Source organism: Virgibacillus sp. AGTR, assembly GCF_016919725.2.
In the GTDB taxonomy this organism is placed as follows: domain Bacteria; phylum Bacillota; class Bacilli; order Bacillales; family Amphibacillaceae; genus Virgibacillus; species Virgibacillus salarius.
Genome location: NZ_JAJERH010000006.1, coordinates 30,878 through 45,840 on the forward strand (window position 1 = coordinate 30,878; position 14,963 = coordinate 45,840).

The 14,963-nt window shown below is 38.4% G+C and carries 13 protein-coding genes; all 13 read right to left on the reverse strand.

Annotated elements, in window-relative coordinates; translation table 11 throughout:
- Nucleotides 1-4 precede the first annotated feature (4 nt).
- Nucleotides 5-964 carry an ABC transporter permease gene (locus tag JUJ52_RS04470; RefSeq protein WP_205388595.1) on the reverse strand — a complete coding sequence of 320 codons (960 nt, stop codon included), beginning with the start codon at nt 962-964 and terminating at the stop codon, nt 5-7.
- Entirely contained in the window at nt 965-2,011 is a 1,047-nt protein-coding gene (locus JUJ52_RS04475) for an ABC transporter permease (protein ID WP_121605210.1), read from the reverse strand.
- Nucleotides 2,008-3,537, reverse strand: a complete 1,530-nt coding sequence (locus JUJ52_RS04480) for an ABC transporter ATP-binding protein (protein ID WP_026680953.1) — start codon at nt 3,535-3,537, stop codon at nt 2,008-2,010. The genes JUJ52_RS04475 and JUJ52_RS04480 overlap by 4 nt, the downstream gene beginning before the upstream one ends.
- A 153-nt stretch (nt 3,538-3,690) precedes the next feature.
- Nucleotides 3,691-4,782, reverse strand: coding sequence for a BMP family lipoprotein (locus tag JUJ52_RS04485; RefSeq protein WP_026680952.1), 1,092 nt, complete (start codon nt 4,780-4,782; stop codon nt 3,691-3,693).
- Nucleotides 4,783-4,971: 189 nt separating this feature from the next.
- Entirely contained in the window at nt 4,972-5,697 is a 726-nt protein-coding gene (locus JUJ52_RS04490) for a GntR family transcriptional regulator (protein ID WP_121605211.1), read from the reverse strand.
- Nucleotides 5,698-5,935: 238 nt separating this feature from the next.
- The gene (locus tag JUJ52_RS04495) at nt 5,936-8,215 is read right to left on the reverse strand and encodes an FtsK/SpoIIIE family DNA translocase (RefSeq protein WP_121605212.1); all 2,280 of its coding nucleotides are present in this window, start codon (nt 8,213-8,215) and stop codon (nt 5,936-5,938) included.
- 168 nt (nt 8,216-8,383) lie between these two features.
- Nucleotides 8,384-8,611, reverse strand: a complete 228-nt coding sequence (locus JUJ52_RS04500) for a YlzJ-like family protein (RefSeq protein ID WP_026680949.1) — start codon at nt 8,609-8,611, stop codon at nt 8,384-8,386.
- A complete protein-coding gene (locus tag JUJ52_RS04505; RefSeq protein ID WP_026680948.1) occupies nt 8,608-9,336 on the reverse strand; it encodes a ClpP family protease in 729 nt (242 codons plus the stop codon). The genes JUJ52_RS04500 and JUJ52_RS04505 overlap by 4 nt, the downstream gene beginning before the upstream one ends.
- 222 nt (nt 9,337-9,558) lie before the next feature.
- Entirely contained in the window at nt 9,559-10,431 is an 873-nt protein-coding gene (gene dapA, locus JUJ52_RS04510) for a 4-hydroxy-tetrahydrodipicolinate synthase (protein ID WP_026680947.1), read from the reverse strand.
- A 23-nt stretch (nt 10,432-10,454) separates the two neighbouring features.
- Nucleotides 10,455-11,678, reverse strand: a complete 1,224-nt coding sequence (gene dapG, locus JUJ52_RS04515; RefSeq protein WP_121605213.1) for an aspartate kinase — start codon at nt 11,676-11,678, stop codon at nt 10,455-10,457.
- Between the two features lie 10 nt (nt 11,679-11,688).
- The gene (gene asd / locus JUJ52_RS04520; RefSeq protein WP_026680945.1) at nt 11,689-12,741 is read right to left on the reverse strand and encodes an aspartate-semialdehyde dehydrogenase; all 1,053 of its coding nucleotides are present in this window, start codon (nt 12,739-12,741) and stop codon (nt 11,689-11,691) included.
- 64 nt (nt 12,742-12,805) lie between these two features.
- On the reverse strand, nt 12,806-13,396 hold the full coding sequence (gene dpaB / locus JUJ52_RS04525; protein ID WP_205388596.1) for a dipicolinate synthase subunit B: 591 nt from the start codon (nt 13,394-13,396) through the stop codon (nt 12,806-12,808).
- Between the two features lie 27 nt (nt 13,397-13,423).
- Entirely contained in the window at nt 13,424-14,299 is an 876-nt protein-coding gene (gene dpaA / locus JUJ52_RS04530) for a dipicolinic acid synthetase subunit A (protein ID WP_026680943.1), read from the reverse strand.
- Between the last annotated feature and the right edge of the window lie 664 nt (nt 14,300-14,963).

The following is a 14,963-nucleotide window of genomic DNA, read 5'->3' on the forward strand; positions in this document are numbered from 1 at the left end:
TTATCTATCTGCTACCTTTTATATATGGATCTCCGTTTGCTCTTGGAGCTTCAGCTCTACCAATAAACCCTGCTAAAGCGAGAATCGTTAATACATATGGTGCAATTAACAGGAATACCTGTGGTACATCAGCCAAGAAAGGAATACCTGCACCAATTACACTGAGACTCTGGGCAAAACCGAAGAATAATGCCGCACCCATCGCACCAAGTGGATGCCATTTCCCAAAAATAACTGCTGCCAAAGCCATAAACCCTTGCCCAACAATTGTAGCATGCGAGAAATTAAGCGCGATAGTTAATGCAAAAACAGCTCCACCTAATCCACCCATGGCCCCAGATATAATTACTGCTACATAACGTAATTTATATACATTAATCCCATTTGTATCTGCAGCCATCGGATGTTCTCCGACTGCGCGAAGTCGTAAACCAAATGGTGTTTTATATAGAATGTACCATGCAATAAGCGCTAATACGATAGCTACATATGAAGTAATATAAATCCCTTGAAAGAAAATTGGACCGATGATAGGTATATCCGCTAATAATGGAACATCTGTCGTATAGAATGGCTGACTAACCATATCTGTTTGCCCTTTATCATACCACTGCTTCGTTAAGAAAACACCTAACCCTAACGCTAAAAAATTAATTGCAACCCCACTAACAACTTGGTCAGCGCGAAATGATACGGAAGCAACTGCATGAATAACCGAAAATAATGCAGAAATCACCATTGCGACGGCGATAGATAACCATGGTGTCCATGCACCGAAGACATCAGCGAAGGTTAAGTTGAAGACAATTCCAACAAAAGCTCCCATTACCATAAGCCCTTCCAAACCAATATTAACAACGCCGGATCGCTCACTAAACACTCCGCCCAATGCCGTAAATATTAAAGGCGCTGAATAAAATAATGCAGTTGGGATGATCGATTGTAATAATTCAATAAACCCCATTTATTTGCCCTCCTTTTTGAAGCGAAGTATAATCCAACGAATAATATAGCTAGATGCAACAAAGAAAATGATTAATGCAATAATAATATCAACAAGTTCATTTGGAACGCCCGCCTGTGTCGGCATATTTAGCGCCCCTACCTTTAATGCACCAAATAAAAATGCTGCAAGAACTACTCCAATTGCACTATTAGCTCCCAACAACGCAACTGCTATGCCATCAAAACCAATATTCGAAAATCCAGAGCTAACGGTCATATTCCCATAGGTTCCTAGTCCTTCCATAGAACCAGCTAGTCCTGCAAAGGCTCCAGAAATAACCATTGCCAAAACGATGTTGCGTTTAACGCTCATTCCGGCATATTTCGATGCATGTTGATTATAACCTACCGATTTAAGCTCATAACCAATATTCGTTCGCTCAATGATAAACCACATGATCATTGCAGCAAATAGAGCAATTAAAATCCCATAATGCATCCTTGAAAAATACGTTAATCCTTCTAACCATTCAGAAGCTAAAGATGCACTTGGTGCGATCATCTCTGTTTTATCAGCATTATTAGTTAGTACGTTACGGATAATTGCATTTGCACTATAAAGGGCAATATAATTCATCATGATGGTAACAATTACTTCATGAACACCAAGCCTCGCCTTTAATACCCCAGGAATAAACCCCCAAATAGCTCCAGCTAATGCAGCGACGATAAGCGCTAATGGTATATGAATGATCATAGGTGCCTCTACCGTTGTACCTATCCACACAGCAGCTAGCCATCCAACAATAACCTGGCCCTCTGCTCCTATATTGAATAACCCCGTCCTAAAAGCAAATGCGATAGCGAGTCCAGTTAATATATAAGGAGTTGTCTGTCGAATTGTTTCACCAAAGAAATAAGGGTCTCCAAATGCTCCATTAAACAGGGCGACATAACCTTGAATCGGATTATACCCGAATCCAAGCATAATGATTGCTCCTGCAAGTATACCAATAAAAACAGAAATAATAGGAACTAGAATATTGAACCACTTGTTCGAATTCATTGATTATCACCTGCCTTTTCTTGGTTACTGCCAGCCATTAATAACCCTAATTCCTGTTCATTCGTATTTTCTGGTGACACATTTGCTACAATTTTCCCATCAAAAATGACGGCGATTCGATCACTGACATCTAATATCTCATCTAATTCGAAAGATACGAGTAAGATTGCCTTTCCTTTATCACGTTCTTCAATCAGTTTGCGATGAATAAACTCTATCGCTCCTACATCAAGTCCTCTAGTTGGCTGTGCAGCAATTAACAAAGCTGGAGAACGGTCAACTTCCCTTGCAATAATCGCCTTTTGCTGATTTCCACCAGACAGCGCCCTTGCTTTTGTATAAGCACTAGGAGTTCGAACATCATATTCGGAAATTAGACTTTCTGCCTTTTGATAGATTTCTTTATAATTAAGAATCTTATATTTAGAATAGGGGTTTTTGTAATAAGTCTGTAACACAATATTTTCGCCAATAGGAAAATCCAATACTAGCCCAAACTTGTGTCGGTCCTGAGGTATATGACCAACTCCACTTTCTGTTACTTTACGTGGGGATAAATTAGAAATTTCCTTTTCATTTAACCGAATACTTCCAGCGTTTGTTTTTTTTAATCCAGTGATTGCTTCAATCAATTCTGACTGTCCATTGCCATCTACCCCTGCTATCCCTACAATTTCTCCGGCACGTACGTCTAGATTCAAGCCCTTAACCATGTTTACCTTTCTTGAATCTTTTACGAATAAATCTTTAATTTCTAAGACTGTATTAGTAGGTTCAGCGGTTTTCTTTTCCGTTTTAAAAGAGACATCTCTTCCAACCATAAGCGCGGCCAATTCGGTTACATTTGTTTCCGCTACATTTACAGTACCAATTCCTTTTCCTTTACGAATAACTGTACAACGGTCACAAATTTGCATAATCTCTTTTAGTTTATGTGTTATTAGAATGATAGATTTGCCTTCTGCTATTAATGCTTTCATTATCTCCATCAACTCTTTAATTTCTTGAGGAGTAAGTACAGCAGTTGGTTCATCAAAGATTAAAACATCAGCACCACGATATAGTGTCTTTAAGATTTCTACCCGTTGCTGCATACCTACCGAAATATCGCTTATCTTTGCTGTAGCATCAACCTGTAAGCCATAACGATCAGATAACTCCTGAACTTCTCGTTCTGCTTTTTTTATATTAATCTTACCGTGCTTCGTAGGCTCACTACCGAGAATAATATTTTGCGTTACCGTAAACGGTTCTACTAGCATAAAATGTTGATGAACCATACCGATACCTAATTGATTGGCAACATTTGGATCTGCAATATTTACCTTTTTTCCTTTGACACGTATTTCACCTAGCTCAGGCTGATACAATCCGAACAGTACATTCATTAACGTTGACTTTCCAGCACCATTTTCTCCTAGCAGAGCATGTATTTCTCCCTTTTTAAGTTGAACAGTAATGTCATCATTAGCCACTATCCCCGGGAATTCTTTCCGAATATTCAGCATTTCTATTACATAATCCATGGGACTTCACTCCTTTAATATTCAAGTAATCATTACATGCTATCAGAAAAACTAGCAACGGAAGAGGGCTGGAATTTCGCTTCCGTTGCTAACCTTTCTTCCAGCTTACATTACATGCAAAGAGGCTGTTCAACCAGCCTCTTCATTATTGTTCTATAAAGATTCCTCGAATGTCTTCAGTTCATCTCTTGTTTGTGGAACATCTACATCGCCCTTAATAATTTTTTCTTTCCAGTCGTCCACAGCTGAAACGATTTCGTCTGTTATTGCATCTTCATTTGTTTTAGCTAAGAATACGCCATCATCAGATAACCCAAATTCAAGAATTTTTCCACCTGGGAAATCTCCTTCTAGTCCCATGTTACTTACTTTTTGTACGGATAAATCTACACGCTTGACCATTGATGTAAATGTTACATTATGATCGCCAATTTTCCCCTCTTCGTGTTGATCGCGATCCACACCAATAACCCAAATATCACGTTCTGGATCATTTTGTTTAATATCTTTAGCTTGAGCAAATACACCATTTCCTGCAGCACCAGCAGCATGATAAATAATGTCGGCATCATCATTATACATACGCGTAGCAATCAGCTTTCCGTCTGCAGCAGAACTGAAATTCCCTACGTATTGAATGTCAATTTCGATTGCTGGATTTACTGATTTAGCACCAGCTACAAATCCAGCTTCAAATTTATTAATTAAATCAGAATCAACGCCACCAATAAATCCTAATTTATTTGTTTTTGTTTTCATAGCTGCTGCAACGCCAGCCAAGAATGATCCCTCGTGTTCGGCAAAGGTTAAACTAGCAACATTGGGTGCTTCAACAACTGTGTCAACGATCGCATAATTCGTTTCAGGATTTTGTTTTGCCACTTTAGTTATCGAATCTTGAAGCAAAAAGCCAACTCCAAAGATTAAATCATAGCCTTCTTTTGTCATTCTTGTTAAGTTTGGAAGATAATCAGATTCATCTGAGGATTGCGCATAGTCGAACCCATTTCCTTTTGAAAGTCCATGCTCCTCTCCCCAAGCCTTTAACCCTTCCCATGAAGATTGGTTAAAGGATTTATCATCTACTCCACCCTCATCGGTAACAATAGCTGCTGAATAATCCGTTGACTCGCCTTTTTCACTTCCCTTGTCTGCTTCCTTATCATTTGAAGTTCCACAAGCTGCTAACACCATACTAAAACTAGCAATAACAGCAAAGAATAATAAAAACTTACGCTTCTTCATTGATTAAACCCCCTATTATTTTTATAAACATCATAAGTACTTCCTACTTCAATAACTACGCTATAACCACCCCCTCGATATAATTCACAAAAGCGGGAAAATTCAGCATAAAAAATGAAAGCCGTTTCACAAATGGATACGCTTCATTTTTTATCATGTACTACTTTCATACATTCATTCAACTACATTTTACAAACGCTTTCTTAACACGTGAAAGCTGAACATATCAGATCGAAAATAGTTTGCTGAATATAATACTGCCTCATCCTCTTCTGTATAGTGCATTTGTTTTAGGAGTAATAAGGTTTGTTCTGGATGACAGTCTAAAATGTTATAAATTCGATCATGATATCCAATCGGTTCAATATAAGTCACTGCATAAGCTACTCGTTTATTCGCGTATTCCTCCATAAGTTTAAAGATGGAATCTTCTTTATGTACACGATTAAGTGGTATTAAATCTTCTGGAATCTTATCGATACAGAAAACGACAGGTTTACAATCCGCTGTTCGAACCCGTTCAATCTTCGCTAAACGCTTTACTGATTTCGGAGCAAATCTACTCTTTTCATCGTCTGTAGCATCTTGCACATCTGTAGATAAGTATTGCGAACCCGCAATCTTTCCAGATTTCTCGATCATTGATGTCACACTTGTTAATTGTTCGATACCTGATGAAAAAATAGGTTTAGGGTTAACAAATGTACCTACACCATGTCTTCGCGTTACGATATTATCTTCTTCAAGGATGCGCAATGCTTCTCTAAGTGTCGCACGAGAAACACCAAGAAGCTTAGATAATTGAAATTCCGAAGGTAGCTTCTCCTTTTCCTTATATTTCCCCTTTTCAATATCTCGTTTAATTTCATCAATTACTTGTAAATACAAATGTCTTGCATCGGTTTTAATCGACAAGCTATATCCCCCCATCCAATATTTACAAACATCAAGAAATCCGACATCTGACGTATGACTCGTTTGTTCGTCATAAATCATACCATTAATCTTAAGATAAATAAATAGCTATAGGACATATTTCTTAAAAATAATCTTCCTATTTCGACATTAATAGACATTTTTCCACTGATTGTTTTGCTCATTACAAAAAACCGTATAAAGCTGTTTGCACAGACTTTATACGGTTCAATAAAACCTATGAAGATTGCTCCTCTGCTGATTGACTGATTAATACAGTTCGCGGTTTACTCCCTTCATAAGGCCCAACAATTCCACGTTGCTCCATAGCATCAATCAATCTTGCCGCTCTTGTATAGCCAATTCTAAATCTTCGCTGTAGCATCGAAACACTTGCGCTTTGCATTTCCGTTATGAGTTGAACGGCATCATCATATAGTTCATCGTCCACTTCATCTACAACTTCATTCGTTTCTTCTGGAATCATTTCCTCTTGGTATGAAGCCTTTTGCTGATCAATACAATGATCAACAATTCGTTCTACTTCTTCATCAGATAAAAATGCACCTTGTACACGTGTCGGCTTTGATGCTCCTACTGGTAAGAACAACATATCCCCTCTGCCAAGTAGCTTTTCTGCTCCCCCTGAATCCAGAATTGTTCTTGAATCAGTTGTAGAAGAAACACTAAAGGCAATACGAGAAGGGATATTCGCTTTGATAACACCTGTTATAACATCAACAGAAGGTCTTTGTGTGGCAATAATTAAATGAATACCTGCTGCTCTAGCCATTTGCGCTAAGCGCGTAATGGAATCTTCCACATCATTTGAAGCAACCATCATTAAATCGGCTAATTCATCTACTAAAACTACTATATAAGGAAGGTTCGGCTGTGTTTCATCAGCATGTAGATTATGCTTCCTTATGTATTCATTATATCCTTCAATATTTCTAGTTCCTGTATCAGAGAATAGTTCATAGCGTCGTTCCATTTCGGATACAACCTTTTTCAATGCTCTAGAAGCCTTTTTCGGATCAGTCACAACTGGAGCTAGCAAATGTGGGATGCCATTATACACATTTAATTCCACTTTCTTCGGGTCAATCATCATCATTTTCACTTCATGTGGTTTGGTTCGCATCAAGATCGTAGTAATGATTCCGTTCACGCAGACACTTTTACCACTTCCTGTTGCACCTGCTATTAGTAAATGTGGCATCTTATTTAACTCTGAAACTACGGCGTCTCCAGATATATCTCTACCTAAAGCAAAAAGCAGTTTAGAAGCTTGTTTATTAACCATACTATCTAGTACCTCTCGTAAAGATACCATGGCTACTTCCTGATTGGGTACTTCAATACCTACGGCGGATTTACCTGGAATTGGTGCTTCGATTCGAATATCCTTTGCAGCCAATGCCAGGGCCAGATCATCATGCAAACTAACAATCTTACTTACTTTCACGCCTGCTTCTGGATATACTTCATATTTCGTTACTGCTGGTCCAACATGAACCTTTGTTACCCTAGCCTTCACCCCAAAACTATTAAACGTACGCTCTAATTTTCGAACAGTAGCTTGAATCTGTGACTTTTCCTGTTGTTGGGAATTATGTGCTGGCTCTGCTAATAGTTGCATGGAAGGTAATACATATTCATAGTTTTCCGTTTCAGTCATTGGCATATTTTCAAGTGTATCCTCTTCCCCGTTGTCTGCTTCTGGCTGTACAGTTTTTTTGCCTTGATCAGCTTGCGGAGTATGAGGGGTATATGCAACATCTGTAAAGTCTTGAATGACTGGCTCTTCCTCCGTATGATATACCACCTCATCAACTTCAGGTTCATCAGCATCTGTATCAACTGGATGGTTCACTTCTGGAAGTTGCTTATTTGCACGCTTTTCCTTCCAAGCGGCTTTATATCTAGCAAAAGAACCGCCAACTTTCTTCCAAAGCTTTGAAAAGATATCACCTATTGACAATTCCGTCATAAATATGATCCCAATAACAATGGAAAAAACAGCAACGATTTTAGCACCTGCTAAGGAGAATAAATAGTACGTGAAGGTGAGTAATAGAGCACCTGCCATTCCACCACCCAAATAGCCAGATGACAATTGATTTTCAAGATATGCAGCGTAATTTTCCCATGTTGTACCAATAATAGAAAGCTGACTATCTGAAGCTATTACCTGATCGAACATCTGAATGTGTGTGAGTAACAATATGCCGCAAAAAACAATATAAAACCCTACAAGTTTTTTGTTTGCAAAATCCGGAAATCTTCGCTTTGCTACTAAAATCATTCCTGTAATTAACAACAATACAGACGCAGCAAAGTACCATATACCTAAAAAGAAGCGAAATAAGTGCTCTAATCCTCCCGGAATAGCTCCGTCACTAATAGCACTTGCACCACTACCAAATATCCCTAAAAATATAAACAAGAGACCGAGTAACTCAAATTTGAGTTGTTTTTTAAACTTACTCTTTCGTTTTTTTCGTTTCTTTGCCATTATTTCACCCCAATCGATCTTGGCAAGTATACATGAAGAATAAACCCCTGTCGAAAAAATGACAAGGGTTTTTTCACGATGCATTTATTTCAATTATACCATAAAACACCAATTTAATAATAACAGTAACGAATCGATGCAAATTTAATGAAAAAAAGCAACGAGGAATTAATTGTCTTTGATGTTTGTATTAGGCAAGATGGTTCCAGGTGCATAGTTTTCATTTAAAAAATCTTGCGGATCTGAGGAAAGTAACTGTAAGACTTCCAAAGAACCATCTGTTTTTTGTTGACAATACATGTATCTACCTTCGAACGAGATCATATGTCTATTCGTATGCTCAGATGGGGATGGAGGAAAGATATCTTCTTTTGAAAGCGGCGTATATAAAATCATTGTATCACCTGATTTTCCGCATTCTGTCTATTCTTAATCAGCTCAGTGACTTTCTCCATCGCCTCTTTCACACCACCAACATCATCAATTAGTCCATAGTCTACTGCATCTTTCCCTACAACATTCGTACCAATATCCCTTGTTAGGTTTCCTTTAGCGAACATAAGATCTTTAAACTTCTCCTCTTTTATATTTGAGTGATGAACAACGAAATTAACAACGCGATTCTGCATTTCATCAAGGTATTCAAATGTTTGTGGTACACCAATGACAAGTCCGGTTAAGCGAACTGGATGAATCGTCATTGTTGCAGTGGGAGCAATAAATGAGTAATTAGTTGCTACAGCAATCGGTACACCAATTGAATGTCCACCCCCAAGTACAATCGAAACAGTCGGCTTCGACAAGGATGCAATCATTTCAGAGAGGGCAAGCCCTGCCTCTACATCGCCACCAACTGTATTAAGTAAAAGAATTACACCTTCTATTTTAGGATTTTGTTCTATAGCTATTAATTGCGGAAGCAAATGTTCATACTTTGTCGTCTTATTCTGCGGCGGTAATTGCACATGACCTTCTACTTGTCCAATGATTGATAGTACATGAATATTAGAATCTGGAGCTTGTGGTACATTTGATTGACCTAACTGCTGAATTTTTTGAACCAATGCAGATGGATTAGCCTCTTGATTCTGATCATCTTTCTTTTCCGGTTCTTTATTCATTTACGTACACTCCTTATTGTTATAACTTCTCTTAGTATGAACGTAAATGATTTCCTCATGCATAAGAATAAAGTGAAACTTCAATCCAAACCAACTATATCCTACTATGAAATGAGTTTTTTTTATTTACCATGCTATAAACTCTCTAGCCCCCAGCATAGCCAGGGGTTTTCTAAGCCATTAATAAAGGCTGTCGAGACTTTTCTCGACAGCCTACAGGCTTTAATTAATACGCTCTATAATATTTTTAAGGTTTCGTTCTTCTGTTTCTGAAATACTGACAAGTGGTAATCGTAATGCTCCAGAATCTATTCCTTTCATACGTAATGCTGCTTTTACAGGGGATGGCGATGGAGCTGTAAATAGTCCCTTCATAACAGGTAAAAGTTTACGATGTAGCTTTGCAGCTCCTTTCGTATCACCTTGATTGTATAAATTAACCATTTGCTGCATTTCTTGACCAATTATATGAGAAGCAACAGAAATAACCCCCGCCCCTCCGATAGAAAGTAACGGTAATGTCATACTATCATCTCCACTGTAAACACTAAACGTATCGTTAGTAGCTTCAATTATTTCTGATACTTGATCTAAATCTCCACTAGCTTCTTTTATTGAAACAATGTTGTCTATTTTACTTAACGCAATTGTTGTTTCTGCAGTTATATTTACAATAGACCGACCTGGAATATTGTAAAGCATTACAGGTAAGGATGTTTCCATAGCAATTGTTTTAAAATGTTCATATAAACCTTGTTGATTCGGTTTATTATAGTACGGTGCTACAAGCATTATAGCATCTACACCACAACGTTCAGCCTCTTTTGTTAACGCAATAGAAGCCTGCGTATTATTACTTCCAGTCCCGGCAATAACAGGTACACGATTATTAACTGTTTTTACGACATGGTTAAACAGGCTAATTTTTTCTTCGGTTGTTAAAGTTGGGGATTCTCCTGTTGTACCTGCAACTACTAAACCATCCGTGCCATTATCAAGTAAATACTCAATGAGTATTTCTGTCTGATTAAAATCAATATTCCCTTTGGCATCGAATGGCGTAACCATTGCTGTTAGTACCTGACCAAAATTCATTCTTATCACCTTTTTTCTGTTGATTAAGCAGGACTGCCTGCATCGCTTAATTCAAACACATCGTGCAGCGCATTGACTGCAGTTTTTAAATCTCTGTCATGCACAAGCACCCATATGGTTGTATGACTATCAGCAGACTGTAGAATTTGCACATCTGCATCAGTTAATGCCTGCACTATTTTTGCTGCTACTCCTGGCACACCAGTCATACCTGCACCTACTGCTGATACCTTTGCACAGTTCCCCGTAATTTCCGGATGAAAACCTAATGTTTCTAATATATGAACTGCTTTGTCTGCAAAAGCATTTGGTACAGTGTAAATAACTCCAGTTGGTGATATTGTAATAAAATCTACAGAAATTCCTGCCTCAGCCATAGCCTTAAATACATCAGACTGCATTCGATAAGCTTCTTCTTTTGTTTGAACACGTATTTGTGTAATGTTGGCAATATGAGCAATACCAGTAATCAATCTATCAGCTACATCCATTCCTTCCACTCTTGAAGAAGTAACAAGTGTTCCTCCTTCTTGTGAATATGTCGACCTTACTCTCATAGGAATTTTAGCCTGCATTGCTATTTCTACAGCTCTAGGATGAATCACCTTTGCACCTTGATATGCTAAATTACAGATCTCTGAATACGTAACAACGTCTAGTGGCCTGGCTTTTTCAACTACACGTGGATCAGCAGTCATGATTCCATTTACATCAGTAAATATCTCTATTCGCTCAGCATTTAATGCAACTCCTAAAGCAGCAGCAGTCGTATCGCTTCCACCTCTTCCAATTGTAGTTATATCTCCACTAGGAGTTATTCCTTGAAAGCCTGCTACTACTACAACATCATAGGTTTTTAATTCCTGTAAAATTCGCTCAGGTTGTACTTCCTTGATTTTTGCTTGAGTAAAATCATCAGATGTTACAAAGCCCGCATGTGCACCTGTTAACGCTGTAGCAGTAATATGATGCTTCTGTAGTTCATTTGATAATACAACGGAGGAGATAATTTCCCCACATGACATAAGCATATCTAATTCGCGAGAAGAATTCTTGTTCGCTGGAAAATCAACTAAACCTAGTAGCGTATCCGTTGCATATGGATCTGGTTTTCTTCCCAATGCCGAAACAACAACGACCAGTTTATAGTCTTGCACTAATGCATCTTTTATATGTTTAATTACATGTTCCCTGTTTTCTTCAGACTGTACAGAAGTACCGCCAAATTTTTGAACGAGTATATTCATGGTAACACCTCTATCGCTGCAGCCAGTTATTTTCTATTAATGATTGTGCTATTTGTACTGTATTCCATGCAGCACCCTTCATTAGGTTGTCGGATACAACCCAAAGATGAAAACCATTCTCTTTATCCGGATCTTTTCTTACTCGACCAACAAACACCGCTTCTTTATTGGACGCACTCAATGGAGTTGGATATAGCTGTGCAGATGGATCATCTTCTAAGATAACACCTTCTGCATGCTTTAATTCATTCCATAAATCCGCTACCGTTACCCCTTCTTTATTAACCTCGATATATACACTTTCTGCATGTGATGTAAAGAAAGGCAAACGGACACAAGTAGCCGCTACTGACAATTCCGGTGCATGCATAATTTTTTTCGTTTCATTGATCATTTTCATTTCCTCAAACGTATACCCATTATCCTGAAATACATCTATTTGAGGCAGTGCATTAAAAGCAATTGGGAAGTGCTTCTTATCTCCTTTTACCGGAAGAAGACTTGCTTCCATTTCTTTATTATCCAAATAATCCTTCGATTGCTGTTCCAATTCCATATTAGCTTGATTACCTGCGCCTGAAACTGCTTGATATGTTGAAACAATAACTCTCTCTAAGCCAAAAGCATCTTTAAGTGGTTTTAGAGCTGCTACCATCTGAATAGTTGAACAGTTCGGATTAGCGATAATACCTTCATGATTCTGTAGATCAGCTTTATTTACTTCTGGTACTACCAGCGGTACATTTTCATCCATACGAAAAGCACTCGTATTATCAACAACAACAGCTCCTCGTTTTACTGCTTCTGGAGCCAATGCTTTAGAAACGGAACCTCCAGCGGAAAACAAAGCAATATCGACCCCAGAAAAACTTTCGGGAGTTGCTTCTTCTACTGTTAATTCTTTTTCTTTAAATCGTTGTTTCGATCCCGCTGATCTTTTGGAAGACAACAGCTTTAACTCATTTATTGGAAAATCCTTTTCTTCTAGTAATTGGATTATTTTTTGCCCAACTGCACCTGTTGCTCCTACGACAGCTACATCATATGCTGTTTTTTGTGGCATTTTTCCTATTGCTCCCTTCATAAAACAAGTTTAATAGACTTCTAGCTTATCATTTTATCATAGTTCAGCTGTTATGAGGAACAATAACCGGCTGAAGTTGCTTAAATTCTAATGCAGATTCTATCGTTTCGGGCAATAGGTCCATCTTAGCCACAAGCGAATTTGGTTTTTTATATGGATCATCCTGTCCATAAGGAATGAAATAGATAAATTTACTCGCCATCAAGCGCATCAAATTTACGCCATTTAAACCTAGCGCATCATTTGTTGAAACACCTAATACAACTGGTTGCTGGTTTCGCATGGTTGCTTTTGCTGCCATTAAAACTGGAGAATCCGTTAATGCGTTTGCCAGCTTACTTAAGGAATTACCAGTTAACGGTGCAATGACCATACAATCCAGAGGCATTTTCGGTCCTAATGGTTCTGCCTCTGGCATCGTAGAAATAACTTGCTTTCCTGTTATGGATTCTATTTTTCCAATATGGTCCTCCGCTTTCCCAAACTTTGTATCAGTTGTCCTTACTGTATAAGTTACGATCGGTATTACATCAGCATTTAATTCAATTAATCGTTCTATTTGAGGGAATACTTGATCATATGTGCAATGCGAACCCGTCAAGCCAAACCCTATTCTTTTACCCGATAAATCCATTTGTATAACCTCCCAGTAAATTAATACTTATTTCGTTTTTTGAACGAATTGCTTCACCACATCTGCCAAAATTTTCCCAGCAGTTTTAGGCGCTACAATTCCTGGCAAACTCCGAGCAAGTATTGCCTTGATTCCACGCTGTTCTGCATATTTAAAATCAGTACCTCCTGGCTTGGAGGCTAAGTCAATAATCACTGCATGTGAAGGTAAATGTTTAATTGCCTCTTTTTCGATTACGGGAGCAGGTATTGTGTTTATTAGTAAGTCACAGTTATGCATTTTCGTAGACAATTCTTCAAGAGGAACAGCAGATAACCCCATTTCTGTTATTCGTGCTAAGTCTTTAATTCTTGTTGCGCTTACAGAGACCTTTGCACCAAGTGATGAGAACTTATTAGCTACTGTATTGCCAACCCTTCCAAAACCTACTACCATGACTCGAGAGGAATGAATGGTAAAGTCCGTATGTTCAATTGCCATCATAATGGTGCCTTCTGCAGTAGGAATGGAATTATAAATTGCTACATCATCTCTATCTAATAATGGTACAAGTTTTATATTTGCTTGCTTTATAACATCTCTTAAATAATCGTTTGTAATTCCAGTAAATACGATTGAGGAGCTGGGAAGCTCTTTAAACCATTCTGCTGTTAGATAAATCGGTTTTTCCGAAAATACCGCTTCGACACGGCCTTCGTTATCTATGCCCGTTATAGGTAATATAACAGCATCTAATTGACCTGGGATTAATTCATGTACATCTAATTGTTTTAAACCCGTAAATCCTTGCTCTAATTTGTCAAATCCAACAAGGACAATGGTAGTATCAGTCAAGGATTGAAGCTGCCGAATTAATTCCAGATAACGGGCATCTCCACCGATAACTGCAATTGTTTGACTCATTCTTGTTGACTCCCTCCAAACGTACAATTTGTTTAGTATTCCTTTATAGCTTATGTGCCTCGAGCATGTTAGTGATTGGGAGTTAGCAAAAAGGACAGGAAAAAAGGCTGATATCTCACCCGAGACACCAGCCTATAAAAAAGTTATTTGATTTTGTATCGTGAGTAAGAAAAACGGAGCAAAATTCGCTCAGTCCGTATCACTACATGCTCAGATTTACGCTTCCTCTAGTAGCTATTATGGAATAATAGCTACTGCTTGACCACCACTCCGGCTGCCCACTTCCCTTTCCGTGGGGTTTGTCCTTCAGCTAACTTTTTTGAGCAAAACCCGCTCAAAAAAGTGGATCTTCAGGTCAAACAATTCCCACAGGAGTTGAGGTGGGCGGCCTTCGCTATTATCAGGCTCTACAACGTTAACATGAAGTAACACAGCTGCTTTTATACTCACGGATAGCGATTTTCACTTTACCCATTGTAACAAAAGTCAACCTATTACTTATGACAAGAATTGTTGCACCTTCTCATAGCGGAGACTAATTACGTAGACTCCTGCGGGAATAGCGCGAGCCGAAAATCCACTTTGCAACGTGTTCTTCTTTGCAAAGTTAGTTGAGGCCGTGCCCGCGGAAAGCGAAGTAATTAGTCGGAGCATTGCCAATAGA

What these genes read in the sequence shown, in the direction of transcription:
- JUJ52_RS04480 (WP_026680953.1), bottom strand. Translation starts at nt 3,537, where the DNA reads ATGGATTATGTAATAGAAATGCTGAATATTCGGAAAGAATTCCCGGGG.
- dpaB (WP_205388596.1), bottom strand. Translation starts at nt 13,396, where the DNA reads ATGGATTTATCGGGTAAAAGAATAGGGTTTGGCTTGACGGGTTCGCAT.
- dapA (WP_026680947.1), bottom strand. Translation starts at nt 10,431, where the DNA reads ATGAATTTTGGTCAGGTACTAACAGCAATGGTTACGCCATTCGATGCC.
- JUJ52_RS04470 (WP_205388595.1), bottom strand. Translation starts at nt 964, where the DNA reads ATGGGGTTTATTGAATTATTACAATCGATCATCCCAACTGCATTATTT.
- dapG (WP_121605213.1), bottom strand. Translation starts at nt 11,678, where the DNA reads ATGAATATACTCGTTCAAAAATTTGGCGGTACTTCTGTACAGTCTGAA.
- JUJ52_RS04505 (WP_026680948.1), bottom strand. Translation starts at nt 9,336, where the DNA reads ATGAATAAAGAACCGGAAAAGAAAGATGATCAGAATCAAGAGGCTAAT.
- JUJ52_RS04475 (WP_121605210.1), bottom strand. Translation starts at nt 2,011, where the DNA reads ATGAATTCGAACAAGTGGTTCAATATTCTAGTTCCTATTATTTCTGTT.
- dpaA (WP_026680943.1), bottom strand. Translation starts at nt 14,299, where the DNA reads ATGAGTCAAACAATTGCAGTTATCGGTGGAGATGCCCGTTATCTGGAA.
- JUJ52_RS04500 (WP_026680949.1), bottom strand. Translation starts at nt 8,611, where the DNA reads ATGATTTTATATACGCCGCTTTCAAAAGAAGATATCTTTCCTCCATCC.
- JUJ52_RS04485 (WP_026680952.1), bottom strand. Translation starts at nt 4,782, where the DNA reads ATGAAGAAGCGTAAGTTTTTATTATTCTTTGCTGTTATTGCTAGTTTT.
- asd (WP_026680945.1), bottom strand. Translation starts at nt 12,741, where the DNA reads ATGCCACAAAAAACAGCATATGATGTAGCTGTCGTAGGAGCAACAGGT.
- JUJ52_RS04495 (WP_121605212.1), bottom strand. Translation starts at nt 8,215, where the DNA reads ATGGCAAAGAAACGAAAAAAACGAAAGAGTAAGTTTAAAAAACAACTC.